Raw genomic sequence first — 24,701 nt, 5'->3', positions numbered from 1 at the left:
TTTCAACAATCGCGATGACGTGCCGGTCGTCGAGCATTGGAGCGTGCATGGATTGGGTCATGCATGGTCAGGAGGACTGCCGCAAGGCTCTCATACGGACGCACGCGGTCCTAACGCGACCGACGAGATCATCCGTTTCTTTGGACAATTTGCCTGCAATGCCGGTGCGAACGTGCGAAAGATCCCGCAACCGCTACTCGCAACGGCGCTGAGGCACATCAACACGAATAAGCAAAGACGCACAAGACCCAAATTGCACGCCATGCGGGATCGGATTATGCGCGTTCGCGACTGAAAGCAGTGGTGACCACATGTGGCGATTCGACGGGAGCACACGGGCATGGATAACGAAGAAGAGCTACGGGTGCGTGCGTACTATCTCTGGGAGGCGGCGGGCCGCCCGAACGGAGAAGCCGACGAACATTGGGCCCAGGCCGAACAAGACGCAGCGGCGGTCTCTCACGTTCTTGTCTCGAACGATTTGTCCAGCCTGCTAACGCTGGACAACTTGGCGCTGCTCGAGAAGGAAGTCCTGCCGGGCTATCTGATGCGACGGCGCTGGTTCGCGGCGAAAGATCGAAAGGTTGACGCCATTCGCGTGATGACACCTGCCACGGCAATCGACCAGACAGGTTTGCTCGCCCAGATCGAGGTCACGATCAATGACAGCATCGAGCGATACTCGATTCCTCTGGCAATCGTCTGGGACGAGCGCAGTCCCACCGATGACGATCTTCGACTCGCACGGGACATGGCGCTGGCATCTGTGCGGGGCGAACAACGAAGCGGGATTCTGACAGACGCGTTCTTCGATCCGGCATTCGTACGCGCGCTGGTCGGCAAGACGAACGCGGGCGCCGTCGTCGGGTCGCCGGAAGGAGCGCGAGTCGACTTCGTGCTGGAGCCTGGAGCGAAAGAGACCATCGGTCTCGGCGGCGACATTCGCTGGCTTTCAACGGAACAAAGCAACACTTCGGTGATCGTCGGCGGACGCATCGTGATGAAGTTGATGCGAAGGCTTCAGTCCGGCGTTCATCCCGAGGCGGAGATGTGCCGGTTTCTCACTCGGGCCGGATACCGGAATTCGAGCCCGTTGCTGGCCGAGATCGTCCACACGGACGACGATGGCGTGTCGCGCTCGATCGCGGTCCTCGAAGGTTTCGTCGCCAATGATGGCGATGCGTGGACCTACGCAATCGAATGCCTGCGCGATGCCCTGAAGGAGGACGTCGCTGCAACCTCGGAGCCGCGCGATGGCAAAGCTTCAGACGGCAGCGCGCGCCTGCAGGAAGCAGCGACGGTCATCGGCCGGCGTCTCGGCGAACTACACGCCGCGCTCGCAAGCCCCGACGGCAATCCGGCATTCGCGCCCGAAGCTGTGGAATCGAAAGACATCGAGGTCTGGAAAGAAGCCGCCATTTCACAACTCGAGCGCGCGCTCGACATCGTCGATGGGCAGCGTGGCATCCCTTCGTCCGTTGATACTTCTTTAATCGAGAAATTGACCCAGGGTCGCGAGCAGATCATCGAATCAGTGCGCGGCGCAGTGCTGCCCGAATCGAGCGAGTCGAAGACCCGCATTCACGGTGACTTTCATCTGGGCCAGGTCTTGTGGGCGAACGGTGACGTCTGCATCATCGACTTCGAAGGGGAACCGGCGCGACCGATCGAATCGAGAAGGGCGAAGGCGAATCCGATGCGCGACGTCGCCGGTTTGCTGCGGTCGATTGCTTACGCGGCAGCATTCGTTGCCCGACAGGAAGACGATTCATCTTCCGAGTCGTGCGATCCGGCGAACCGGGAATCACGCCTCGAGACGCTTCGCCGAGGGGCAGAGGTGTGTTTCTTGAAGGCCTACTCAGAAGTCGCCGACCGTGACGTTTCCGAATTGGTTGATGAAAATGAGGTTAGCCTGCTTCGCCTGTATCTCGTCGAAAAAGCTGCTTACGAGGTTTGCTACGAAGCGGCGAATCGCCCGGAGTGGATAGCCATTCCTTTACGGGGCCTGGCTCGCGCCCTTGCCGCGTTTTCGGGTAAGGAGAACTCCAGCGGCAAGGGCACCATTTTCAAATGAGCGGCACGTTGCCGTAATGGCTGCAGCCTTTTGCTAGCTGCCTACGTCTTGAGCTGGGGAACGAACAGAGAGGGCTCAGATTGTTTGGCACAGCATTTGCTATCCGTTGCCACACCATTATTAGATGAGGTCAAAACATGTTGCACTATGCCGTAGTTTTTCTGGTTATCGCCCTGATCGCAGCGGTTCTTGGCTTCGGTGGAATTGCGGCTGGCGCTGCCAGCATTGCGAAGATTCTCTTCGTCGTCTTTCTCATCCTGTTTGTAGCAACACTCGTGATGGGTCGCACGCGACGAGGTTGAGGCGGTCGAGGCAGTAAAGGCGACAAGGCGATCAGCGCGAGGCGCATGCTCAGGCGGACCGGCCCGCAAATTGGCGTCCACATTCATCGGATAGAGAGGCGACGCCTTCTGGGAGAAAACTCGCCGGTCATCTCCGTGCAGGGAGATGAAGATAGGTGGGTCGGACGAACTCGAGTGAAGATCTGCTAAAGCACGAGAAGCAAATTGTCCAACAGTCAAACCGAGCTCGCTCGGGCCAGCAATGGATCTTGACCTTGCAGCCGAGACGCCGGCAGTTTGTAAAAAGGACGGGAGCAGCGAGGACTTGTCGTTCTCTAAAAATTGGAAGCGGCTCACTGCGCGATGTCCACGACCGCCGCCGCCCGATCCGCGGCAGCGGATCGATCGATATGCTCGATGACCATTGTGAAAAGCGTCTCCGTGTGCGGGCAACGTCGTTCGCGGTGTGGACGAGATTTGTGATGAGTTTCTTCGACGAACGCGCGGCCGCTTGGATAACATCGGCGGCACCATTCGGCTGCTCCCCAAGCGTCATGCCGTTGCGGTCATACAGGCTGCTTAATCGCCGATGATGTCGTCCGTGCATCAACGCGATAATCGACAGCATGTTGCTGGCCGTATGAAACGGCTTCGCGGGAAGCTGCGCGAACATGATGACTGCCCGCCAGGCCGGTCGCCTGCGCCTGCTTGGTTTCCCGCGCTCAGGAGCGTGGCGGGTCGTCGACCATCTCGCGTACCGTTTGTATGTTCAGTTCTCTTAGCGCCTGCGGCCCGCTCGCAAAGCGCCCAGGCGCGTCAAGGAGTGCATGCGGATTGACTCGGGCCGGGACGGCATCCGGTAGGCGAAATACCCTGGTTGTTTATTGACAGCTCTGTCGCATGCCAAAAGAATTTTCGTATTGTCAATGATCGGTTAATAGCGATGACTGCTGCGTTGGCGACAAGGTGTCAGAAGCACGCGCTATCAAAAGAACAAAGCGACCATCGATATGCTTTCGCTATCTTTTGCGGTCATATCTCCGCGTGTCAATAATGATCATCGCCGCGATACCGCTTGTGGTAAGAACGTGGAGGCGTCGCATTTGCGGTTGCCCATATCGCGCCGAGCAAGAAGCCTAATCCCGCGGCCACCGCAAGAGCAGACAGCGGACTGTCCACCGTCTTGTTTCGCACAACCTCCGTTGTATCCGCGTAAAGCTGCTGTGCCTTGCCGCCGAGTTCGCGCGCTTTGCCGACCGCCTGGGTGCCGGTATCGCCCAGCAACTCACCGGCAGCGTCTTGCACCTTGCCGGCAATCTCCTTGACGTTTCCTTCTGCTTTATTCGAGTCCATTGTCGCTCCCTGGTATGTTTGAGAGATGGAGGATCTTCTGCGGAACTTTCAATTGCTCGCCCACCATCCCATCATCGACGTGCAAGCCGTGTTCCTGTTCGGAAGCACGCGGAATCGGGTGTCCGACTTGCCGATGAAAAGTCGAAGCTTAGCCGACAGCACCAATTCGGTATTTCGGCAAGCTGCTGCCCGGCACAGCTTTCGCGCTCAATCACACCGCGTGGCGCGTTCGTGCTGACAGGTATATGACGCGACATCGTGCGATCCGCCGCGTTTTCTTCGATGCACGGGTTCGCTGTCGCTTAGGCGAGCAGGTGAAAGCGTCGCGCAACCTCACCGCGTGTTCAACCGGGGGATCGCGCCTCGGCCGGGTTGTCCTTTAACGTGTTCACCCCTGCCGTGATGTGACGGTCACCAGCGCGGGATCTCTCGCGTGTGCATTGGCAGAGAGAGGCAGAAGACTGACTGCAAAACCCGTGTTTTTGTCTCCGGGTACGTCGCTTGCGGACTTTTTTCCCGCAGCGCCGTGGGCGCCTGAATGCCGCCACATAGGTGCTCGTTCTGTCCACTCTACACGCTGCCGGTAGCCAAGGCTCAGCGTGGCGGCTGCGGTCTCCGTGGCTGCGCCTTCGCCGGAGCGTTCGCTCCGAGACTTTGTAACGACTGACCAGCAACGCACATGCGTGCCTCGGCCTGCCGCTGCAACGCAATTCCCGATCGTCAACTTCGACCTGCGCCGCTCGCCATGCCGCGCGGTAAATCAGGTCGTCCTTAGGAAGGAGTCTTTCATGTTCGTACATAACAAGCGTCTCCAGTACACCGTCCGCGTGGCTGCCCCTAACCCGGGACTCGCCAATTTGCTGCTCGAGCAGTTCGGCGGTCCGCAGGGCGAATTGGGCGCGGCCTGCCGGTATTTCACGCAGGCCGTCAGCGAAGACGATGCTGGCCGTAAAGATTTGCTCTTCGACATCGCAACCGAAGAACTCAGCCATCTGGAAATCATCGGCTCGATCGTCGCCATGCTCAACAAGGCCGCCAAGGGCCAGCTTGCCGAGGCCGTCGAATCGGAGGCCGAGTTGTATCGCTCGATGACAGGCAACGGCAACGATTCGCATACCACGGCGCTGTTGTACGGAGGCGGTCCCGCGCTCACGAATTCCGCGGGCGTCCCGTGGACATCTGCCTACGTCGACACGATCGGCGAGCCAACCGCTGATCTTCGCTCGAACATCGCTGCGGAAGCCCGCGCCAAAATCGTCTACGAGCGGCTCATCAACGTCACGGACGACCCGGGGATCAGAGACGCGCTCGGATTCCTGATGACTCGCGAGATCGCGCATCAGAAGTCATTCGAAAAGGCGCTGCACTCGATCCAACCCAACTTCCCGCAGGGCAAGTTGCCGGGCGTGCCTGAGTACACGAGCGTCTACTACAACATGTCTCGGGGAGAGGACGCACGCGGCCCGTGGAACGAGGGGAATGATTGGAAGTTCGTTGAAGACCCGCAACCAGCGGTCGACGGCGGAGACGGCACGGCACGCGTGGGCGTCAACGAGGCAGACATCGAAGTGCTCAAGGCGATGGCAGCACGGACGGCTTCCGATCCGTCGAGCGACCCCGTCACGGGTGCCGACATCGGTTCTGGTCAGGCGAGCTAATTGCTCAGATCGGATTCGATGAGGCAGGCAGGCCGTGCGGGTTGAGTCCGTGCGGCCGCTAATAATAAATCAAAAGGAAGACCATGCTCAGCGTCGTTATTCCTGCGCATAATGAAGCTGCTCTTATCGGACCATGCCTGAATTCCGTCCGCGTCGCCGCCTCGCATCCAGGGCTCGGTGGCGAACGCGTGTTAATCGTGGTAGTCGCCGATGGCTGCAGCGACCTTACCGAAGCGATCGCGGTTTCATGCGGTGCGCTCGTCCTCAGTACTTCCAAACACAACGTCGGGAGTGCGCGTGACCTTGGGGCGCGTCTGGCCATCGCCCACGAAACACGATGGCTTGCTTTCACGGACGCTGACACCACCGTACACGCGGACTGGCTGGTCGAGCAACTCGAGTGTGCAACGGACGCAGTGTGTGGGGTGATCACGATCTCCGATTGGACGGGGCACCACGCCGAAACGAGAGCTGACTTTGTTACGACATACCGCGATGTTGAGGGACACCGCCATGTCCATGGCGCGAATTTCGGACTGTCCACGCTCGCGTATGAAGCGACCGGCGGATTTCAGCCGCTCACCTTCAACGAAGATGTTGCACTGGTCCAAGCGCTCACGGAAAGCGGTTTCACCATCGCGTGGACCAATAAGGTGCGTGTCGACACCAGCGCGCGAACGGAAGCTCGCACACCTTGGGGCTTCGGTGCCACCTTGCGTGCGGTATCAGAACAGATCAAAGCGGGATCTGCCGGATCGTTGAGTGCTCATCCCCGTTACGCCTGCTCAAGTGACGCTGACGCTGCAAACGAGGCTCAAGCGAATGAGCAGATGCTCGGCGCACCAAGAGGCGCCGCCTCACCAGTTGACGGTATCTGAATAGGAGCGTCACATGCCCAAAGCCGCAATCTTCGACGTTGACGGAACCTTGGTCGATTCCGTCGATCTGCACGCACTCGCTTGGCACGAGGCGTTTCTCCATTTCGGCCACAACGTGACTTTCGAACAGGCCCGCAGCCAGATCGGCAAAGGCGGCGACAATCTGCTTCCGGAATTCCTCACGCCGCAGCAGATCGATGACTACGGCGCTGCGCTGGAAGACTGGCGAGGCGAGCGATTCAAAAGCGCCTATCTGCCGCTCATTCACCCCTTCTCAGCGGTGCCAGCGTTGGTCACGCGATTGCGGGAAAAGGGAATCAAGCTTGCCGTTGCCTCCTCAGCAAAAAAGGACGAACTCGACGTCTACCTGAAGATTGCAGACGTCGCGGATCTTTTTGACGTGACCGTTTCTTCAGAGGATGTCCAGACCTCCAAGCCGGCACCCGATGCCTTCGAGGTGGCAATACACAAGCTTGGCGTCCCGCCGTCCGAGGCGATCGTAATCGGTGACTCCCCGTATGATGCGCAAGCCGCAACGCGCGCTGGCTTGCGCGCCTTGGGCGTTTTGTCTGGCGGATTTGCCGAAGCAGCGCTGCGTGAGGCAGGCTGCACAACGATTTACACGGGGCCTGGCGGACTTCTGGCTTGCCTCGGTACGTCGGTGTTCGGACCATACGACCGTCATTGACCCCATCACGCCACGGCATAAGCGGTCGACGTCCCGTAGTGCCACTCAAAGGAGAACACATGGACGTTCCAGTTACGGAAGACCAAATCCGCAGCCTCGCCTATCAATTGTGGGAAGAAGCGGGCAGTCCCGACGGACGCTCAGACGAGTTTTGGGTGCTGGCGCAGACCCAACTTGCGAGCGTGTCTGAAGTGGGAATCGATGAAACCAAAGCCGGCGATAGTGACCCCGCCGCACTGAAGTGACCAGCTGCGTCTGCATTGTTCGCCCCGACGCTCATTGGAGCCAAATCTTGTAGAGCCCGCGGGTGAAGGAGGATCCGTGGCTCGGCACGTGACTTTCCAGCGGGAATGCGGTCACCGGTTCGACACGAGGCCGCATAACCGCGAGGGAGAAGCGGCCGGCGGCGATCCTTTGGTCAGCCGCGCTCACGTCGACGCGCAGGCCAAAAAAACGGCGCGGGCGGCGCTGAGCGCGGGTTTATCAACAGAAACGTCATTCGCGCAGTGCGTTGAGAAGATTACCGACCGCTCGGTGTGTGGACGCATTCAATCCCGCGCTGACCGCGGTCTGAATCGTGCGGCGCAGCCCGAAAATGGCAATACCAACCAGCGCGATCGCAATCAGTTCCGCATTAGGTGTACGCAGAAACCACGGCGCGGCACGCATGGTGGCCGGTAATCTGCGCGCTACGCGCGTGGGCCGCACGGGTTCGTTCGCGACGTGTGCGACGATCAACTCCGCGCGTGATGCTGTCATGCGCGCCAGCACGGCCTCCTGAGCTTCAGCGTGCTTCATTGCGTCGCCTCCCTGATGGCGTCGGCGTCGCGCTGCAACTCTTCGCGCAGCAACTGGAACGGTTGAGCGGGCTTGCGCGACATCATGACCATGAAAGCGATCACCGCTACAGCGAGCCACGCCCCCGCCACGCACCAGGCTGTGAGCACGAGGTTCGGCGTACCGACGGCGGTCACAATCACCGCGATCGAGACGAAGGACAGGGTGAACAACGTGCCGATCGTGAGCGCGACGAGCGCGACCACTTCATGGAGCACGCGCTTCTTGGTCTCGGCGAGTTCGATGGGAATCAGCTCGCCGTAATCGACGAGACGTCCCGCGCAGAAATGGCCGATTCTGCGCCAGCTGGCGATTTTTCTCTGGATTGTCATTCTTGCCTCTCCGCCGCGGTGTAAGTCAAGTCAGGTACTAGCCATCACCTTCAAGCAGCGAGCGTGCCGGCGGCAGACCGCGCCGATGATGAGGCGCAGCGGTGACCTCCCGCTCGAATGCACGATGGCTTGGGTACGGGCGATTGCAAGGCGTCGCGTTCTGCCGCGCGCTGCGCGAACTCGACCAAACGGAGCACTTTGTGGCCCTATCGACGTGTGCCCGATCGCCACACATCTCGCCTGTGCGAAGGACTCACCCCAGGCGGTGCCGTGCACATGTCGCCGGCCGCTCCTCTTCTTAAAGTGGGTTGACCCGCAAAGCGGTCAACGCGCAAGGGCCCGGTCCCATCTCTTTCGTCATTTCGACAGCCGACGATTGCGGATGGCCGCGCGAACGTGCTCTGGCAAGGGCGAGGGCCGCTCACTTCGCATAAAGTGCTGAAGCCGCTCCGTGGCGGCTGTCAGGTCGCGCAGCCGGATGCTAGCCAGCTGTTGATCGTGCAGTTGAAGAACTCGCTCGAGTAGCGAGGCCGTCTCTGCATCGACGAGCCAGCGGCGCTCCGCTTCTACGCGCGACAACGCGGCACTCAAGCCGTGCTCCGCACGCGCGTAATCTTCAAGAGGCAACTGCCCAAATCCCAGCTCCTGCAGTTGGTGCGTGATGTAGAGAATTCTTAAAAGTTCGTTGAATTGGTGAGAATTGCCGCAGCCGTCCTTGCGGCAAGCGGCGAGCGCGAGGTGGATCTGAAGCGACATCTGCCGCACAGATGCTAGCGGCAAGGGCAGCAACGCCGCCCGGCTCGTTGGACGACGAGGGCCGGTCGATGGTGGCAATTTTCGGGGAGTGCTGCGAGGCATCGAGAGTGAGGGGAGAGCAGGGATCGGGCCGTCCAGGAGCGATCTTCGCGACAGGGTCACCTTATTCTATGCCTCGCTACGTGGTTTAGCGGGAAAATCCCTACTGCGGTTATCTGCAGACTCGGTTGAAAAGCTTGTGCGCAACTGACGCAGGAACACCCGAGTCCCGGATAAGTCAGCTTTCATGCTGCAGCACCGACCTGCGCCGAACGGGGGCGTTTCAATGGATACCTGCGCGAACACCAAGCCAGGTCGCAATCCCTCGGCGTCATGATGCCGTGGTGGGAGGCACTTCGAATAGCACGAAGCCGAAGCCGGCCAGGCGCGATCATCCGGCGGGCGGTAAATTGGAAACAGCGGAAGGTTTGTCGGCTCAGTCAGCCGTTTCCGGTGGAGAGGAGCTTCGCGCGCCGCCCGCTTCGGAGATTCGAATCCTTACGGGGGTTCGCCCGAACTTGAACGTTCGGTCTTCGATGACGGCGCAGCTTTCGTGACAGCGAGTTCGGACCTATAACAGCGGACGGGCCCGCCTCACAGAACTGTCCAGCGTACGAAGACTTGAATGAGCACTGCATTTTCGGACCGCACCACAATCGCGATTCGCGCCATCCCTGCCGACAATCGGCGCGCGGGATACGCTCGCTGCTGCTGTTTGCGGGTCTGGCAGTCATTGCCTTGAACTCCTACATGGATCCGCGCAATTACGCCCCCCAATATCCAGGCCAAGGACGCGCTTCGGCCCTTCGTTGCTAGGGTCCTGCAGTTGGCCAATCTGATTGCTATAGTGTTTCAGACGTTGTCTGCGAAGCTGGGCATTGTGAGGGTCCGCAATCTCGTGAGAATTTTCCTCGCCCTGCGGTGTTTGCGATGTGAACGGTTCGCGAGGTAGCCGCGATGGCCACCGATCTTGCCGAATTTTTCGGCGGTGCGATCGCCCTGGCGCCGCTTTTCACACTGCCGCTGATGGCGGGCATGGCCACCACCGCCGTCGTGGCTTTTGGTATCCTGCTCGTCGAGAAAAAAATGGCTTCCGTCCAATGGGACTTGTCATCGGCACACTCGTGGGCGCGATCGGTCTGAGCTATTTGGCCGAGATGTTCATTACGCCTGCTGCTTGGGTGGGTAGGCCGCCTAGCACATGATCATCCGTTCCATGCCGGGCGCCGAAGCCCTGACGCCTTGCTCCCGCTCACATCGACACGCTGCCCGATGCCGATGCGACCTCCGAGCCAGTGTTCGTTCCGCGCCCGGCCGAAGCGCCCGAGGGCGACGGCTGGATCCTCGCGATTGTGTATGCGCAGGAAGCGCGCAGCGACCTTCTGATGCTTAATGCGACGAACTTTTCGGTCGGACCGATCGCAACCGCGGTAATGCCTCATCGTTTGCCGAAGGACGTTCACGGTAACTGGATCGACGAGCCCTTCTCGTCTGAGTTTGCTCAATTCCATCTTTAATTGCGCGGGAGTTGCCTGATGAACATGTTGCTGGCGTTCGCCCCCTTCATTGCGTTCGTCGTGATCGAGCGCGCAGTCGGCGTGTCTGCGGGTCTTGCGGCTGGCGCAGTCGTGTCGGCCGTGATGCTGGCGCGGGATTTTCTGTCGCCCGGGCGGCGCGCCAAAATTCTTGAAATCGGCACGTTTTTGCTTTTCGGTGCACTGACGCTATACGCGGTCGCGTACGGCGCGTCGTGGTCAGTGCCGGCGGTGCGACTGCGCGTCGATGGCGGGCTGCTTCTGATCGTGCTGGCATCGATCGCGCTGCGTCAGCCGTTCACGCTGCAATACGCACGCGAGAAAGTCGCCTCTGACCTGTGGAGTTCGCCGATTTTCATTCGCGTGAATTACGCGATTACATCAGCCTGGGCTCTTGCGTTCGCAGCGATGGTCGCGGCCGATCTGTTGATGGCTTATGTGCCATCGGTGCCGCACGCGGTGGGCATTGTCACCACGATTGCCGCGCTCTATGCGGCAGTCAAGTTCACAGGCTGGTATCCGGCGCAGCAGCGATCTGTGGACCGGGCGTGAAGCGCTGAACATTTGGTCTCAACTACTGATGTCGGCCAGCAACAGAATTTGGGAATGCGAATGATCCGCCACTGGAAAGGGCTGTAGTAGTCTGCAGAACAGACGGAAGCGCCGGCCGGTGCGAATACATCCCACCCCACCGGTTATCGCGAGCCCTTATGGACCGGGGCGAGTCATCGCCGTCACTGGCAATCTGAAACCGGCAAAGGCCGCGCAGGTGGACGAGCGCATTGCGCACGCTGCGCCACAATTTCCCGTCGTATCTGCTCGATCAGAAGGGCCAGGCCAACCGCTGCCGACGCCCTGGAGCAATGCGGACCCCTCGCCTTTCGTCGGGCCACCATTTCCCTGCCTGCGTGACAGACCCGTCCCCTCGACCTACGGGTAACCCCTCTTTACGTCGCCAAATTGCTGGGCTAGGATTTGATCCATAGATACGTGGATCCAATATTACAAAGGACAAACGAATGGGCGCGTTTGACAATCCGCTGCTTCGCTCGCGGTGTTTCATTGATGGCACCTGGGTCGACTCCGATAACGGCGCCGTCCTGACGGTCACGAATCCGGCCACGGACGAGACGCTCACGACGGTTCCTCGCGCCGGTGCTGCCGAGACCGAGGCGGCGATCGAGGCAGCAGCGGCGGCGTTCGGCTCGTGGAAACGGACGCCGGCTAAGGACAGGGGGGCCGCGCTCGCGCGCTGGGCGAACCTCGCCGAACAAAACCTCGAAGAGTTGGCAAAGATTCTGACGGCCGAGCAAGGCAAGCCGCTTGCCGAGGCGCGCGGCGAAGTGCGTTCGACGATCGCCTACTTTCGCTGGTTCGCGGAGGAAGCGCGTCGTATCGACGGGCAGATCCTGCAGGCGCCGAGCGCCGACCGTCAGTACCTCGCGATGCGCGAGCCGGTCGGCGTCTGTGCCGCCATCACGCCGTGGAACTTCCCATCTTCGATGATTGCGCGCAAGGTCGCGCCTGCTCTTGCGGCGGGTTGCACAATCGTTCTGAAGCCCGCCAACCAGACCCCCCTGTCTGCGCTCGCGCTGGCCGCGCTGAGCGAACGAGCGGGTATTCCGGCTGGGGTCTTTTCGGTTGTGACGGGCGATGCGCGCACGATCGGCCAAGTCATGTGCGGCAGCGTTACGGTGAGGAAGCTCAGCTTTACCGGTTCCACGCAGGTGGGCCGTCTGCTGATGCAACAGTGCGCCGGGACCATCAAGAAGGTCTCTCTTGAACTGGGCGGCAACGCTCCTTTCATCGTTTTCGACGATGCAGATCTCCAGGCCGCAGTGCAGAGTGCGCTCGCCGCGAAGTTCCGCAATACCGGTCAGATGTGCACCTGCGCCAACCGGATCCTTGTTCAGGATGGCGTCTACGAAGCCTTCACCGAAAAGCTCTTGTCGGCGGTACGAGAGCTCAACGTAGGCAATGGTGCCGAGGCGCATGTCACACAGGGCCCGCTCATTGACGAGCACGCGGTCGGCAAGGTCGAAGAACTCGTGACGGACGCCGTCACCAAAGGCGGTCAACTGCTCTGCGGCGGTCGCAAACACGTGCTCGGCGGGCGCTTTTACGAGCCGACGGTAATCGGTGACGCTGTTCCCGCGATGCGCTTCTCGCGCGAAGAGATCTTCGGACCGGTCGCGCCGCTGTATCGCTTTTCAACGGAAGACGAGGCGATCGCCCTGGCCAATGACACCGAGTATGGCTTGGCGGCCTATTTCTTTAGCAAGGATCTGGGCCGTGTCTTCCGGGTGCTTCAGGCGCTCGAATACGGCATGGTCGGTGTGAACACGCATCTGATCGCTGACGAGGCTGCGCCTTTCGGCGGCGTCAAACAATCGGGTCTCGGTCGCGAAGGCGCGCGTGAGGGCATCAACGAGTATCTGGAAACGAAGTTCGCAAGCGTTCAGCTTTGAACGACTCCATTGCGAATAAGCCGAGCGACTCACTTTTATTCTGCTGAAACGAGATGAAGACGAAATTCGATTGGGCCTTCCCCTATACGTCACAGAAGATGCCCTTGCTTGCGCGAAACGTCGTGACCACGTCCCAGCCGCTCGCCGCTCAAGCCGGCGTGCGCATGCTGCTGGCCGGCGGCAACGCGGTCGACGCAGCGCTTGCTTCGGCCATCACCCTGACGGTCGTGGAGCCGGTGATGAACGGCATCGGCGGTGACTTGTTCGCACTGGTCTGGGACAAGGGCGAGTTGCATGGCATCGATGCATGTGGACGCGCGCCCGCCTTGTGGAATCCCGAGTACTTTGCCGGACGCACCTCGATGCCGACGCTCGGCTGGGACTCGGTGACCGTACCAGGGCAGGTCGCCGGATGGGCTGCGCTGTCCGAACGCTTCGGCCAACTGCCCTTCGAAAAACTATTCGAACCCGCAATCGAGTATGCGGAAGAAGGATTCGCCATCTCGCCACAGATCGCGCGGCAATGGGCGGCACAGGTGCCGAATCTGAGCAGTCAGCCGGGCTTCGCGGCAGCGTTCACCCGCAACGGTGAAACGCCGAAGGCGGGTTCGTGGTGGAAGTTTCCTGGTCAGGCGCGAACACTGCAGGAAATCGCAAGAACGAAAGGCCAGAGCTTCTATACGGGGAATCTTGCCGAACACATCTGCGCATTCTCGAAGCAATGTGAGGCAGCGCTCTCGGCCTCGGATCTCGCTGGAATCAAGGTGGAATGGGTCAAGCCCATCAGCGCAGACTATCGCGGCTACACGCTTCACGAGATTCCTCCCAGCGGGCAGGGCATCGCGGCTTTGCTCGGCTTAGGCATCCTCGAGCAGTTCGATCTGGAATTGATGGGGCTGGACAGTCCCGACGCCTATCACGTCATGATCGAGGCGATGAAGCTGGCGTTTGCAGACTTGCACACACACATCGGTGATCGCGAGCACATGAAGCACACCGTCGAGCAGTTACTCGACAAGGCCTATGCGCGTCAACGGGCAAGCCTCATTCAGCGCAACCGCGCGATACCGGCGACGGCCGGAACCCCGGCCTCAGGCGGAACAGTCTATCTTGCCGCAGCCGATACCAGCGGCATGATGGTGTCGTTCATCCAGTCGAACTACAAGGGATTCGGCTCCGGGGTGGTGGTTCCAGAGACCGGCATCAGCCTGCACAACCGTGGCATGGGTTTTGTCTTGAGCGAGGGGCACGTCAATCGCGTTGCCCCGCGCAAGAAGCCCCTGCACAGCATCATTCCGGGATTCGTCACGCAAGGCGGCGAGCCGGTGATGGCGCTTGGCGTCATGGGTGGATCGATGCAGGCGCAAGGCCATGTGCAAATGCTCGCTCGTCTCGCGTGCTTCGGTCAAAACCCTCAGGCGATGAGCGATGCGCCACGTTTTCGCGTGGAGGACGGACCGATCGTGCATCTGGAGGCCCATACGCCTTCAGACGTAGCCGAAACGCTGCGCGCGCGCGGGCATGAGGTCAGTGTTCACGCGCCCGACAGCATGGAGTTCGGTGCCGCGCAAATCATCTGCTGTTCAGACAGTGGCGCTTATGTCGCCGCATCCGACTCACGGCGTGACGGCCAGGCGGTCGGGTTCTGAAAAACTCACTCGAGGAAAACATGAAAGCTGAAAGCAATAGCGTGCTCTCCCAGCAAGACGCGCAATATCACCTGCACGGCTTCACGAATGCGGAAAAGAACCGTGATGAAGGCGCCAAAGTCATGTCGCGCGGCGAGGGCATCTATGTGTTCGATGAGAAGGGCAACAAGCATATCGAGGCGCTCTCTGGTCTCTGGAGCGTGGCGGTCGGCTTCAGCGAGCAGCGCCTGATCGATGCGGCGACCCGGCAAATGTCGGTCTTGCCGTTCTACCACACGTTCGTCCAGCGATCACACAAGCCGCTCATCGAACTGGCCGCCAAGCTCGTCGAGATGGCGCCGGTGCCGATGAGCAAGGCCTATTTCACCAATTCCGGTTCCGAGGCCAACGACACGGCGATCAAGCTGGTCTGGTATCGCGCAAATGCGTTGGGCCAACCGCAAAAGAAAAAGATCATTACGCGCAATCGCGCCTATCACGGTGTCACGCTCGGCTCAGGTAGCCTCACTGGCATGCCGCACGTCCATGGCGGCTTCGATCTGCCGCTGCCGGGCTTCCACCATCTGACGGCGCCGCATTTCTATCGCGAAGGTCGCCCTGGCGAAACGGAAGAAGCGTTCTCCACGCGCCTCGCAGAAGAACTCGATGCCTTCATCATTCGCGAGAATCCCGACACCATCGGCGCGATGTTCGCCGAGCCGCTCATCGGCGCGGGTGGCGTTATCGTTCCGCCGGCCGGTTACTGGGAGAAGACGCAGGCCGTGTTGAGCAAGTACGACATCCTGCTCGTCGCCGACGAGGTGATTTGTGGTTTCGGCCGCACCGGCAGGATGTTCGGCTCTCAGTACTTCGGCATCCGGCCCGACATGATGGTCCTGTCGAAGCAACTCTCGTCCTCTTACTTGCCGATTTCGGCGTTGCTGATCAACGAGAAGGTCTACGCGCCCGTTGCAGAAGAGAGCAACCGGCGCGGCACGTTCGGTCACGGACTGACCGCTGGTGGCCATCCGACCGCCGCAGCTGTTGCGCTTGAAAACATCGCGATTATTGAGGAGCGCGGTCTGGTTGAACGAGCGCAGTTGCTCGGCGAACGCATGCATTCGCGTCTGTCAATCTTGCGCAAGCATCCGCTCGTAGGCGAGGTTCGTGGCGTAGGCCTCATCGCCGCAATCGAACTGGTCGCGTCGAAGGAGGACAAGGCGCCTTATGAAGCGCCGGGCACCCTTGGGATGATGGCCGCCGAAGCGCTGGCTCAGCGCAATGTCATCACCCGCAACATTGGCGACGCGATCGCCCTCTGTCCGCCTCTCATCATCACAGACGAGGAACTGGACGACCTGCTGTCGCGCGTTGAGGCTGCGATTGATGATGTCGCGCGCAGGGTTAACCTTGTATAGACGGCTCTGGACGACGATTTTTGGTCGACCTATATTGGTTTTTTTCATGCGTGTATCCAACCTTACAAATACCGAGAAACTCATGAGCGTCGAGGCGCGATTGGCCCAACTGGGCATCGAGTTACCGCTGACCCAAGTGGGCTCGGAGTACTACGGCACGAAGTACGGCAAGATGAAACCGTACTATGAGCACGGAAAGCTGCTGCTTCTGTCCGGCCAGACTGCGGGACTCGAGCCGAATGGTGAAGCCCGTTTTACTGGTCGGGTGGGTGGGTCGATCTCGGTCGACGACGCTCGGCAAGCAGCCAGGCTCACCGGCATCAACTGTCTGGCGGCCATCAAGAACGCGGTGGGGGATCTCGATCGTGTAGTCGGCATCGCGCGCGTGCTGAACTTCGTCGCATGTGACTCGGCCTTCACTGAGCCACATCTGGTGGCAAGCGCCATGACCGATCTCTTCGTCGAAGTGTTCGGCGAGGAGATCGGAGTCGCACCGCGCGCGACGATAGGTGTCGTTTCGCTCGCTGACGACTATTGCTTCGAAACCTGGGTGACTGTCGAGGTCGCCTGACGAACTCCGGGAAACAAGAATGTCTGAAACCGTCAACGTAAACGGAATTGCGCTGTCCGCCGAGGATGAAGCGTACCGCTTCATCGAGGCCGCGATCCGCTCGGGGCGTTACCGGGCTGGCGAGCGCCTCGTAGGTGAAGATATTGCGGCGGAAATTGGCACGAGCCGCATGCCGGTTCGCGAAGCCTTCCGACGATTGTCGGCAGAGGGGCTATTGCGAATCCGCCCGAATCGCGGCGTGATCGTACGCGGGCTGAACGCGGCCGAGATGAGGGAAGTCTTCGAGATGCGGGCTGCGCTGGAAGGGCTCGCGGCCGGTTTGGCCGTGCCAAAGATTACACGGCCGAATCTCGCAACGCTCGAGCATCTGCTCGATCAGATGGAGCAGGCCAATGCAGATTTTCCGGCGTGGGTCACCTATCACCGGGAGTTTCACGAATACCTGACCGGACTTGCCGGCATGCCTCGCCTGACGCGTCAGTTGTCGGGACTGCACTCAGCCATCGAGCCTTATATGCGCATATGGCTGGAGCATGCCGACAAGCCGATGACCTCCCGCGACGATCATTCGGGTATCTTGCAGGCGATCAAAACGGGCAACGAAAGACTGGTCGAGGAGACGGTTCGCGAGCACGTGCGGGCGACCATCCCGGCACTGGTTGATTTTGTAATGCTGTAAATCAAAGTGAGCTCGACCTATCGGGCTCCGTTCCTATCTATTCGGTCTACTAAAAACTGGGTTCGTTGAACGCACCCTGGAAAGAACGGAATGACTGACCCCAACGTGTGGAAGAGGACCAGTATGTTCAAGCAGATTGTGATGGCCGCCGCTTCATCGATGGCGTTGATGAATGCGGCAAGCGCGCTGGCCGACGAGCCGGTGTCCATCGGCTTCACCGCGACACTGACGGGAGACTTCGCTTCATACGGTGTGGATGTGCGCAAAGGGCTGGATCTGGGTATCGCCGAGGTGAACGCGCAAGGCGGCCCGCAACTCGTGTTGAAGGTCATCGATGATCACGGCCAACCTAACGATGGCGTGTTAGCAGCTGGGCAGTTCTGTGAAGACGCCAAAGTGAGCGCAGTGGTGGGTTACACCTTTAGCTCCGTTGCGCTCGCGGCGGCGCCTATTCTGAAGAAATGCAAGATGCCGGTTGTAGCGTCTGCGGTCACCAGTCCGGAACTCACGGGCGTGAACAAATACTTCCGCCGCGTCATTCTGACCGACGCGAGCCAGGGCGCAAAAATGGGGAACTACGTTGCCCATCAGATGGGCGCCAGGCAGGTCTATGTCCTCTATCAGCAGGATGACTATGGCATGGGCGTGAGCAAGGCCTTCAAAGAGGCCTTCACGGCGGCAGGCGGAAAAATCGCCGGCGAGAGCAGCTACAACCTGGGTACCAAGGATTTTCGTACGATTCTCGCGCGTCTGAAGGCGACGAACCCGGATGCGATCTTCATCGGCGGTTTCTACACCGAAGCGGCCATGATTGCGTCTCAGGGTAAAGATATCGGGCTGACTGCAAAGCTGATCGGCACTGACGGCGCGTTGTCACCGCAGTTGATGCAGTTGAGCGGCAACGCGGCAGAAGGCATGACACTCTACGGCATGTTCGATCCCGGTTCCGCGCCCTCGCCGCAGACCGCTGAATTCGTCAAAGCCTACAAGGAAAAATATCACCAGGACCCCAATGAATGGGCTGCACTCGGCTATGACACGGCATTGTCGATCGGCGCGGGTGCAAAGGCGGCAAAACAAAAGGGCGAAGTGAACCGCGAAACCATGAATACGGCACTGGCCAACATCAAGAATCTCCCTGGGGCCACCGGCAACATTTCCTTTCAGCCTGATGGGGACCGCGCTGGCTCGCTCTACTACTTCACGGTGCGCGGCGGGAAGTTCGTTCTCGCCGGCAAACAGTAATCGCGGCTGCGTGGCGCCGTTCTGGCCGCCACGCTCTCGGGAGATCCCTATGCTCTATTTCGAGCAACTCTTGATCAACGGCCTGATGCTCGGGTCGGTATATGCGCTCGCCGCAGTCGCTTACACGCTCGTGTATGGCGTGGTGAAGTTGGTGAACTTTGCGTTCGGCGAGCTATTCATGCTCGGCGCGTTCGTCACGCTGTCGCTGATGGCGCCAGAGGTTTCCTTGTTGGGTCACGTAGTACCCATGCCAGGCTGGAGCTTTTATGCTGCCGCACCGGCTGCGATCGTGGCCGTTGGCGTGCTGGGTGCGTTGATCGATCGCGTGGCCTATCGCCCGCTTCGCAATGCGCCGCGGCTCGCGCCGCTGATCACGTCGATCGCGGTGTCGGTTCTTCTTCAGAGTCTCGCGCAGACTGTATGGGGACCGGGCTCACTGCGGTTTCCCGACACGCCGCTGTCGCATATCCCGGCGCTTCATCTCGGACAGGTCAGCATCAGCGGCTCCAATCTGGTCGTCATCCTGGCAGCGCTCGTCGGCATGGTCGGGCTTCAGCTCTTCGTCTATTACTCCTCGCTCGGGCGTGCCATGCGCGCTGCAGCACAAGATTCGACCGCAGCGTACCTGGTCGGCATTCCGGTCAACCGGATCATCGGCTCGGCGTTCGTGCTCGGTTCGGCCTTTGCCGCTGTGGCCGGGATCCTATACGCTCAGGCGTTTCAGTTTGCCAGCCCGACGATGGGTTTCACGCCGGGTCTTAAAGCACTCACCGCAGCGGTGCTCGGCGGAATCGGCAGTATTCCGGGCGCAGCGGTTGGCGGTCTGTTTCTCGGCCTTGCAGAGTCATTGTGCGCAGGCTTTCTGCCAAACGGCGCCGTGTATCAGGACGCGCTGAGCTTCATTCTTCTCGTGCTGCTCCTGCTCGTTCGACCGCAAGGCCTGCTCGGCAAGAAGGAGCTCAATGTCCACGCACGCGGCAGTCTGATTACCGCGAAGCCGCGCGGGCGCTTGTCGATTCTCGGCGCTCCGTTGCAACTGATGGACGCGTTCTTCGGCTCGCGGTTCTTCGATAGTGCCGCATTCAAGCTTTTGGCGCTCGTCTGCGCGATCGCGGCGGGACTTGCCGTGCGCTCGGATTATTGGCTCAGCATCATGGTGGTCGTACTGATCTACGGCATGCTGGCCAGCGGTCTGAACATCGTCGTCGGCTTCGCGGGATTGCTGGATCTGGGCTTCGTGGCGTTCTGGGCGGTGGGCTCCTATTTCACATCGATCGTCTTCATCGACGTGCTCAAAAAGCACTTTGGTATCGACGTCGACTCGGTTTGGTGGCTGCTGTATGCCAATCTCATCATCGGTGGCGGGTTTGCTGCGCTATGTGGTGCCATTCTGGGTTACCCAACCCTGCGCGTGCGGGGCGACTATCTGGCGATCATGACCCTGGGCTTCGGCGAGATCATCCGCGTGGTCGCGACGAACTGGGTGTCGCTCACCAACGGGCCGATGGGGATTCGCGGTATTCCGTCGCCGTCGATGTTCGGTCACGAGCTGGACGACGCCCGTTCGCTTTACTTTTTCGCGCTGGCCCTCACCGTGGTGCTGTTGTTCTGCATTGGCCAGGTCGTCCGGTCCTTCGTCGGCCGCGCATGGGTCGCGCTCCGAGAGGATGAGGACGCAGCCCAGGCGATGGGCATCCCCGGCACCCGCTACAAGCTTCTGGCGTACGCATGCAGTGGCTTCGTGGGCGGTGTTGTGGGGGTCTTCTATGCTCACTTTCAGCAGTACATCAGCCCGGCCAGCTTCTCCCTGTTCGAGAACATCCTCATTTTGATGCTGATCGTGCTGGGCGGACTCGGGACGATGATCGGCCCGTTCATCGGCGCCGCCATCTGGATCGGCTTCTTGCAAGTGTCGCTCAAGGTCCCGTTCGTCAGCAGCTATCCGGAGTCTCGTTACATCCTTCTGGGCGCCATGCTGATCGCCTTGATGCTGTTCCGCCCCAGTGGGGTCGCCGCGAAGGCGCGCTTGCGCCTTGTCATGGAGTAGACCCATGCGAGCTTTAACAGAAGATTTGATCCCCCTGATGAACCGAAACGCCTTTGTGAATGACTGCATCATCGACGAGCGCGCCAATTGCGCAGTTGCTGAGGCGCAGAAGGTCGCGCTGCGAGCGGAGAACGTCACCGTGCGCTTCGGCGGACTCAATGCGGTCAAGAACCTCGACCTGGTGGTGAAAAGTCATGCCGTGCACGCGCTGATCGGTCCGAACGGTGCGGGCAAAAGTACGGCAGTGAATGCGCTCTCGGGCTTCATTCGCAGCGAGGGTACCGTCTGGGTGGGCGAAAAGACGACGGCAAACTGGACATCCCATTCTATTGCCAGAGCAGGCCTTGCGCGCACCTTTCAGAACATTCGCCTGTTCGGTGTGATGTCGGTTCTGGAGACCATTCTCGTCGGCAGTCACACGCGATTCGACGGTGGGTTGTTTTCGGCCTTGTTCCGCAGCAAGGCAGCCAAAAAGCAGGAGCGCGAGGCGGTACAGGAAGCAAGACGCCTGATCGAATTCGTCGGCCTTCCTCCGGAAGCGGCGGAGATGACCGCCAGCGCCTTGTCTTACGGTCACCAGCGTCGGGTAGAGATTGCGCGTGCGCTCATCTCCAGGCCCACTGTGTTGCTGCTCGACGAACCCCTGGCCGGCATGAATGTGGCCGAAAAGGCGGAGCTAAGCGAGTTGATTCGCAAGGTGTATCGAAGTGGCGTTGCCATCCTGCTGATCGAACATGATATGGACGTGATTCGAAGCCTTGCTAATCACGTCACCGTTCTGTACCACGGCCAGAAGCTCGCCGACGGCACCCCTGATGAAGTTCTGAGCAACGCTGACGTGCAGGCTGCGTATTTGGGGAAGGGGAAAGCATGAGCACTTTGCTGGAAGTGACCAACTTGACGGTGTCGTATGGCGGGATCCGAGCAGTGAAGGGAATCTCTTTGACGGTCGGGGAAAGCGAGATCGTAAGCCTCATCGGCAGTAACGGAGCTGGGAAAACCACCTCGCTGCGGGCCATCTCGGGTCTGTTAGCGTGTCAATGCGACAAGATTCGATTTGCCGGCAACGACATCGGCAATTTGTCTCCTGATATGCGCGTGCGAACCGGTCTTGCACATGTGCCAGAAGGGCGACATGTGTTTCCGGCGCTGACGATAGACGAAAACCTCAAGCTAGGCGCCTATGTGCGCAAAGACAGAAAAGGGATCTCCCACGATATTGAGCGCATGTATGACCTCTTTCCCATTCTAAAGGAACGGCGCAAGCAGAACGCGGGAACGATGTCCGGGGGTGAGCAGCAAATGCTGGCGATCGCGCGCGCGATGATGTCCCGCCCGAAGCTGCTGATTCTCGACGAGCCAACGATGGGCCTCTCACCCAAAATGATCGAACTCGTCCTGGAGACAATCGACAAGATCCGCCGGGAGCAGACGCCCATCCTTCTGGTCGAGCAGAACACGATCGAAGCCATTCAGATGTCGGACCATGTCTTCGCGCTGAGGGTGGGCGAGATCGTGCACAGAGACGTAGGAGCTAACGTCAGCGACGCAATGCTCAAGCACTTATATCTTAACTAAGCCGGACAAACGTCGACGCTCCGATGTCTCGCCGCTAGTGTGATTAGGAATCCTATTCGCATCTGCGATGACAGACCTATCGCCGTGCGAGACCGTCGCAAGCAAGGCGCGGACTCACATCATTTCTTGAACGACAACGGATGATCACAATGAAAAACGGAAAGTTAGTCTCAGTTTCGATCGCGATAGTATTTGCTTCCGGTGCACTGGTTCCAGGCATGGCAAGCGCTCAGTCTGCCGTCACGCTCTACGGTGCGCTCGATGAGGGGATCGACTACGTCAACCACAGCGGCGGCAAATATCTCGTGCGCATGCGCGACGGCACGTACGACGGCATGTACGGCAGCCGCTGGGGACTCAAAGGCGAAGAAGACCTGGGCGGAGGTCTGAAGGCACTATTCAAGTTGGAGTCGGGCTTCAGCATCGAAAACGGTCAGTCGCGTCAGGGCGGCCGTCTTTTCGGTCGCCAGGCGTATGTTGGCATTGCGGATCAACGCTTCGGCACGGTTACGCTTGGCCGTCAGTACGACTCTGTCGTCGACTATATTCAACCGGTAGCCGCTTCCGGCCAGTTCGGCGGCCCGTTCCTGCATGCCGGCGATATCGACAACACGGATAACTCGTTCCGTGTCGACAATGCAATCAAGTACACGTCCCCATCCATTGCTGGCCTGACTTTCGGCGGAATGTACTCGTTCACGAACACGAATGCGCCCGGTCGCGGTACGACCGGCATGTGGAGCGTCGGGGCGAATTACACGTATTCGGGATTGAACCTTGCCGGTGCGTACTTCTATGCGAAGAATCCCGCTCTGCTCTTTACCGATGGGAACTTCATTGCCAACACGACTGGCACAGCCATAGGCGCAAGCGGACCGTTCAGTTATGTCGGGAATCCGCAGAGTGAGCAGATCGTCGGCGGAGGCGGCAGTTACAATTTTGGCAAGGCAACCGTGGGGCTCGATTACACCAATACGAAGTTCTATCAAGCAAACGGGACCAGCAGTTCGGTTGTCTTCGACAACTACGAAGCATGGGCGAAATACAACGTCACGCCGGCCGCGATGATTGGCGCTGCCTACGTGTACACACACGGAAAAGTCAACTACAACGGCGACACACCGAAGTATCACCAGGTTGGGCTGATGGGCAGCTACTCGTTATCGAAACGCACGACGTTGTACGCGATGGGTGCGTTCCAGAAGGCGGCAGGATCCGCCACTCGAGCGGACATCTTCGATTTCGCGATCGCTGACGCGTCGACAACCAACAAGCAGTTGATGTTCCGTTTGGGCATCTCGCACCTTTTCTGATAGGCCACCTCGCCGACGCGCGGGACGACTTGACGTCGTCCCGAATCAAAGAGCTGGCTTGAGCGAATAAACGCTGAAGTGGTTAGACGACGGTGGACTCAGAGCAGAGACGGTCTATCTTGATCGGACGGCGCTCATGCTGTGATTTCTTCGGCAACCGCGCCCCACACGGCATGTCGCTTGGGAGCGCTTCGCCATGGCAATGAACTGTGCAGTCACTTCGAGCGGCAGCGCGGGAATCGTGCCTGGGCACGAGTAAAACCGAGTTGGACCCGCTAGGCATCGCGTCGTAGCTCAAATCGACCGACCGGCGGAGAAGCTGTGACGCACAGCGCCGCAGCCGCGCCGGCGCGCTGGAGGAACCGGGAACTGAATGCGCGTGCGCGCTATGAGCATGGGATAGTCCAGTTGTCGTTGCCCGCACTGATTGACATTCAGAGCGCTGGGAGATGATCGACGTAACCGAAGCCGTTTTAGACGTCGCCGGCAGCAGGGCCAAACGAAGTCGCCAGCGGTTGAGCGGCGACGCTGGGTAGCGTCACGGTGAAGGTCGTGACGTCGGCCGAATCGACAGCAATCGACCCGCTATGCGCCAGAGCGATTTGCCGCGCAATGAACTGGCCCAAGCCGAGGCCTGCCCCTGCGCGCCGCGCGTGCCCGGGTCGGTTAAGACGCTTGAGAGGATCAAAAATCGAATACAGGTGCTCTGCCGGGATCGGATCGTCCTCGTTGGAGACTGACAGCGAGACCTGATCGTCAAGGCCTCGGGCGGCCACCCGAATCAGCCCGCCAGGACGGCCATGATCAATCGCATTTTTCCAAAAGGTTGACGAGCAATTCGCCCCAGTCGCGCGCTATCCCATACTCCCGCCAAGTCGCCTGCGGGCGAGCAACGCAAATCTTCAGTCGGATGCGCATCAACTTTCAACAAGTACTGCGCGGACGAGTAGACCGCGCCGAGCGGGGTTCTGAGATCATGCGCCAAGATGCCTACGAAGAGTCCACGAATCCGTTCGATCGCCGCTGAGTAGCATGCAATCTACTCGGTGAGCGCTGGCTACGAGCTTTGCAGTTTTGCGAGCAAACGCAACGGTTAAGAAACTGGTAGTTATCTAAATAGAGGCCTTATCGAGCCAGATTGATGGTCGCACGTTGCACGATCGGGTGGCTTAGAGAGGTGAAGGGCTCGACCGTGTTCCCCTGATCGGCGGCGCTGACAGATAACGACCGAATGACCGGACCACGTGGCGGATTCAACCGGTCGATGCAACGATTTGGTTAAATCGCTCAGCTGGCGTATCGAAGTTGAGCGTTTTTCGGGGA

Annotated in this window: 24 protein-coding genes and 1 pseudogene; 20 read left to right on the top strand and 5 right to left on the bottom strand. The window is 59.8% G+C overall.

Translation table 11 applies throughout. The annotated features are described in order from the left end of the window. From AWB80_RS44730 to AWB80_RS41245, 3 genes and pseudogenes are all read left to right on the top strand, one after another. Window positions 1–295: pseudogene (locus AWB80_RS44730) on the top strand (hypothetical protein); the annotation flags it as partial. A 45-nt stretch (window positions 296–340) separates the two neighbouring features. Continuing rightward, window positions 341–2,074 carry a putative maltokinase gene (locus AWB80_RS44725; RefSeq protein WP_061180368.1) on the top strand — a complete coding sequence of 578 codons (1,734 nt, stop codon included), beginning with the start codon at window positions 341–343 and terminating at the stop codon, window positions 2,072–2,074. A gap of 137 nt (window positions 2,075–2,211) precedes the next feature. Then, window positions 2,212–2,376 (top strand): DUF1328 domain-containing protein, encoded by a 165-nt coding sequence (locus tag AWB80_RS41245; protein WP_087132050.1) that lies wholly within the window; start codon window positions 2,212–2,214, stop codon window positions 2,374–2,376. Between the two features lie 1,026 nt (window positions 2,377–3,402). Here AWB80_RS41245 and AWB80_RS41240 read toward each other — a convergent pair. Further along, complete coding sequence (locus tag AWB80_RS41240) at window positions 3,403–3,708, bottom strand: CsbD family protein (protein ID WP_061180367.1); 306 nt, start codon at window positions 3,706–3,708, stop codon at window positions 3,403–3,405. Between the two features lie 788 nt (window positions 3,709–4,496). Here AWB80_RS41240 and AWB80_RS41230 point away from each other — a divergent pair. From AWB80_RS41230 to AWB80_RS41215, 4 genes are all read left to right on the top strand, one after another. Further along, a complete protein-coding gene (locus tag AWB80_RS41230) occupies window positions 4,497–5,366 on the top strand; it encodes a manganese catalase family protein (protein WP_061180365.1) in 870 nt (289 codons plus the stop codon). 83 nt (window positions 5,367–5,449) lie between these two features. After that, window positions 5,450–6,244, top strand: coding sequence for a glycosyltransferase family 2 protein (locus AWB80_RS41225; protein WP_087132048.1), 795 nt, complete (start codon window positions 5,450–5,452; stop codon window positions 6,242–6,244). Between the two features lie 13 nt (window positions 6,245–6,257). Next, window positions 6,258–6,932, top strand: a complete 675-nt coding sequence (locus AWB80_RS41220; protein ID WP_061180364.1) for an HAD family hydrolase — start codon at window positions 6,258–6,260, stop codon at window positions 6,930–6,932. Between the two features lie 59 nt (window positions 6,933–6,991). Next, the gene (locus tag AWB80_RS41215; protein ID WP_061180363.1) at window positions 6,992–7,177 is read left to right on the top strand and encodes a DUF2934 domain-containing protein; all 186 of its coding nucleotides are present in this window, start codon (window positions 6,992–6,994) and stop codon (window positions 7,175–7,177) included. A gap of 250 nt (window positions 7,178–7,427) precedes the next feature. Here the strand turns inward: AWB80_RS41215 and AWB80_RS41210 are convergent, their stop codons facing one another. From AWB80_RS41210 to AWB80_RS41200, 3 genes are all read right to left on the bottom strand, one after another. Further along, window positions 7,428–7,730, bottom strand: coding sequence for a hypothetical protein (locus AWB80_RS41210; protein ID WP_061180362.1), 303 nt, complete (start codon window positions 7,728–7,730; stop codon window positions 7,428–7,430). Further along, window positions 7,727–8,101 (bottom strand): phage holin family protein, encoded by a 375-nt coding sequence (locus AWB80_RS41205; RefSeq protein WP_061180361.1) that lies wholly within the window; start codon window positions 8,099–8,101, stop codon window positions 7,727–7,729. The genes AWB80_RS41210 and AWB80_RS41205 overlap by 4 nt, the downstream gene beginning before the upstream one ends. Before the next feature lie 357 nt (window positions 8,102–8,458). After that, window positions 8,459–8,857 carry a hypothetical protein gene (locus AWB80_RS41200; protein ID WP_143328259.1) on the bottom strand — a complete coding sequence of 133 codons (399 nt, stop codon included), beginning with the start codon at window positions 8,855–8,857 and terminating at the stop codon, window positions 8,459–8,461. Between the two features lie 996 nt (window positions 8,858–9,853). On the opposite strand from AWB80_RS41200, the gene AWB80_RS45195 reads away from it, so the two are divergent. From AWB80_RS45195 to AWB80_RS41135, 13 genes are all read left to right on the top strand, one after another. Further along, window positions 9,854–10,039 carry a divalent metal cation transporter gene (locus AWB80_RS45195; RefSeq protein ID WP_061180359.1) on the top strand — a complete coding sequence of 62 codons (186 nt, stop codon included), beginning with the start codon at window positions 9,854–9,856 and terminating at the stop codon, window positions 10,037–10,039. 113 nt (window positions 10,040–10,152) lie between these two features. Beyond that, on the top strand, window positions 10,153–10,413 hold the full coding sequence (locus tag AWB80_RS41190; RefSeq protein ID WP_087132047.1) for a carotenoid oxygenase family protein: 261 nt from the start codon (window positions 10,153–10,155) through the stop codon (window positions 10,411–10,413). Between the two features lie 18 nt (window positions 10,414–10,431). Next, the gene (locus AWB80_RS41185; protein WP_061180357.1) at window positions 10,432–10,983 is read left to right on the top strand and encodes a hypothetical protein; all 552 of its coding nucleotides are present in this window, start codon (window positions 10,432–10,434) and stop codon (window positions 10,981–10,983) included. A 467-nt stretch (window positions 10,984–11,450) separates the two neighbouring features. Next, window positions 11,451–12,899, top strand: a complete 1,449-nt coding sequence (locus tag AWB80_RS41180; RefSeq protein ID WP_061180356.1) for an NAD-dependent succinate-semialdehyde dehydrogenase — start codon at window positions 11,451–11,453, stop codon at window positions 12,897–12,899. A gap of 53 nt (window positions 12,900–12,952) precedes the next feature. Continuing rightward, complete coding sequence (locus AWB80_RS41175; protein WP_061180355.1) at window positions 12,953–14,548, top strand: gamma-glutamyltransferase family protein; 1,596 nt, start codon at window positions 12,953–12,955, stop codon at window positions 14,546–14,548. Window positions 14,549–14,568: 20 nt separating this feature from the next. Next, entirely contained in the window at window positions 14,569–15,945 is a 1,377-nt protein-coding gene (locus AWB80_RS41170; RefSeq protein ID WP_061180354.1) for an aspartate aminotransferase family protein, read from the top strand. Window positions 15,946–16,027: 82 nt separating this feature from the next. Then, the gene (locus tag AWB80_RS41165; RefSeq protein WP_061180353.1) at window positions 16,028–16,516 is read left to right on the top strand and encodes a RidA family protein; all 489 of its coding nucleotides are present in this window, start codon (window positions 16,028–16,030) and stop codon (window positions 16,514–16,516) included. Window positions 16,517–16,535: 19 nt separating this feature from the next. Next, the gene (locus AWB80_RS41160) at window positions 16,536–17,195 is read left to right on the top strand and encodes a GntR family transcriptional regulator (protein WP_061180352.1); all 660 of its coding nucleotides are present in this window, start codon (window positions 16,536–16,538) and stop codon (window positions 17,193–17,195) included. 90 nt (window positions 17,196–17,285) lie between these two features. Further along, complete coding sequence (locus AWB80_RS41155) at window positions 17,286–18,440, top strand: ABC transporter substrate-binding protein (protein WP_244207046.1); 1,155 nt, start codon at window positions 17,286–17,288, stop codon at window positions 18,438–18,440. Window positions 18,441–18,489: 49 nt separating this feature from the next. Beyond that, a complete protein-coding gene (locus AWB80_RS41150) occupies window positions 18,490–20,487 on the top strand; it encodes an ABC transporter permease (protein ID WP_061180350.1) in 1,998 nt (665 codons plus the stop codon). Between the two features lie 4 nt (window positions 20,488–20,491). Beyond that, a complete protein-coding gene (locus tag AWB80_RS41145) occupies window positions 20,492–21,361 on the top strand; it encodes an ABC transporter ATP-binding protein (protein WP_244207044.1) in 870 nt (289 codons plus the stop codon). Continuing rightward, window positions 21,358–22,065, top strand: coding sequence for an ABC transporter ATP-binding protein (locus AWB80_RS41140; RefSeq protein WP_061180349.1), 708 nt, complete (start codon window positions 21,358–21,360; stop codon window positions 22,063–22,065). The genes AWB80_RS41145 and AWB80_RS41140 overlap by 4 nt, the downstream gene beginning before the upstream one ends. A gap of 149 nt (window positions 22,066–22,214) precedes the next feature. Then, window positions 22,215–23,378 (top strand): porin, encoded by a 1,164-nt coding sequence (locus AWB80_RS41135; RefSeq protein ID WP_061180369.1) that lies wholly within the window; start codon window positions 22,215–22,217, stop codon window positions 23,376–23,378. Between the two features lie 473 nt (window positions 23,379–23,851). Here AWB80_RS41135 and AWB80_RS45715 read toward each other — a convergent pair whose 3' ends face one another. Continuing rightward, on the bottom strand, window positions 23,852–24,187 hold the full coding sequence (locus AWB80_RS45715) for a sensor histidine kinase (RefSeq protein WP_087132044.1): 336 nt from the start codon (window positions 24,185–24,187) through the stop codon (window positions 23,852–23,854). Window positions 24,188–24,701: the final 514 nt, after the last annotated feature.

It is taken from the genome of Caballeronia pedi (assembly GCF_001544915.2).
Lineage (GTDB): Bacteria > Pseudomonadota > Gammaproteobacteria > Burkholderiales > Burkholderiaceae > Caballeronia > Caballeronia pedi.
Note: the sequence above shows the minus strand (reverse complement) of the source record. Positions and strands in the feature narration are given on the sequence as shown.

Bases quoted from the DNA above. Each gene is read 5' to 3' on its own strand.
- AWB80_RS44725 (WP_061180368.1), top strand. From the start codon at position 341: ATGGATAACGAAGAAGAGCTACGGGTGCGTGCGTACTATCTCTGGGAG.
- AWB80_RS41245 (WP_087132050.1), top strand. From the start codon at position 2,212: ATGTTGCACTATGCCGTAGTTTTTCTGGTTATCGCCCTGATCGCAGCG.
- AWB80_RS41240 (WP_061180367.1), bottom strand. From the start codon at position 3,708: ATGGACTCGAATAAAGCAGAAGGAAACGTCAAGGAGATTGCCGGCAAG.
- AWB80_RS41230 (WP_061180365.1), top strand. From the start codon at position 4,497: ATGTTCGTACATAACAAGCGTCTCCAGTACACCGTCCGCGTGGCTGCC.
- AWB80_RS41225 (WP_087132048.1), top strand. From the start codon at position 5,450: ATGCTCAGCGTCGTTATTCCTGCGCATAATGAAGCTGCTCTTATCGGA.
- AWB80_RS41220 (WP_061180364.1), top strand. From the start codon at position 6,258: ATGCCCAAAGCCGCAATCTTCGACGTTGACGGAACCTTGGTCGATTCC.
- AWB80_RS41215 (WP_061180363.1), top strand. From the start codon at position 6,992: ATGGACGTTCCAGTTACGGAAGACCAAATCCGCAGCCTCGCCTATCAA.
- AWB80_RS41210 (WP_061180362.1), bottom strand. From the start codon at position 7,730: ATGAAGCACGCTGAAGCTCAGGAGGCCGTGCTGGCGCGCATGACAGCA.
- AWB80_RS41205 (WP_061180361.1), bottom strand. From the start codon at position 8,101: ATGACAATCCAGAGAAAAATCGCCAGCTGGCGCAGAATCGGCCATTTC.
- AWB80_RS41200 (WP_143328259.1), bottom strand. From the start codon at position 8,857: ATGTCGCTTCAGATCCACCTCGCGCTCGCCGCTTGCCGCAAGGACGGC.
- AWB80_RS45195 (WP_061180359.1), top strand. From the start codon at position 9,854: ATGGCCACCGATCTTGCCGAATTTTTCGGCGGTGCGATCGCCCTGGCG.
- AWB80_RS41185 (WP_061180357.1), top strand. From the start codon at position 10,432: ATGAACATGTTGCTGGCGTTCGCCCCCTTCATTGCGTTCGTCGTGATC.
- AWB80_RS41180 (WP_061180356.1), top strand. From the start codon at position 11,451: ATGGGCGCGTTTGACAATCCGCTGCTTCGCTCGCGGTGTTTCATTGAT.
- AWB80_RS41175 (WP_061180355.1), top strand. From the start codon at position 12,953: ATGAAGACGAAATTCGATTGGGCCTTCCCCTATACGTCACAGAAGATG.
- AWB80_RS41170 (WP_061180354.1), top strand. From the start codon at position 14,569: ATGAAAGCTGAAAGCAATAGCGTGCTCTCCCAGCAAGACGCGCAATAT.
- AWB80_RS41165 (WP_061180353.1), top strand. From the start codon at position 16,028: ATGAGCGTCGAGGCGCGATTGGCCCAACTGGGCATCGAGTTACCGCTG.
- AWB80_RS41160 (WP_061180352.1), top strand. From the start codon at position 16,536: ATGTCTGAAACCGTCAACGTAAACGGAATTGCGCTGTCCGCCGAGGAT.
- AWB80_RS41155 (WP_244207046.1), top strand. From the start codon at position 17,286: ATGACTGACCCCAACGTGTGGAAGAGGACCAGTATGTTCAAGCAGATT.
- AWB80_RS41150 (WP_061180350.1), top strand. From the start codon at position 18,490: ATGCTCTATTTCGAGCAACTCTTGATCAACGGCCTGATGCTCGGGTCG.
- AWB80_RS41145 (WP_244207044.1), top strand. From the start codon at position 20,492: ATGCGAGCTTTAACAGAAGATTTGATCCCCCTGATGAACCGAAACGCC.
- AWB80_RS41140 (WP_061180349.1), top strand. From the start codon at position 21,358: ATGAGCACTTTGCTGGAAGTGACCAACTTGACGGTGTCGTATGGCGGG.
- AWB80_RS41135 (WP_061180369.1), top strand. From the start codon at position 22,215: ATGAAAAACGGAAAGTTAGTCTCAGTTTCGATCGCGATAGTATTTGCT.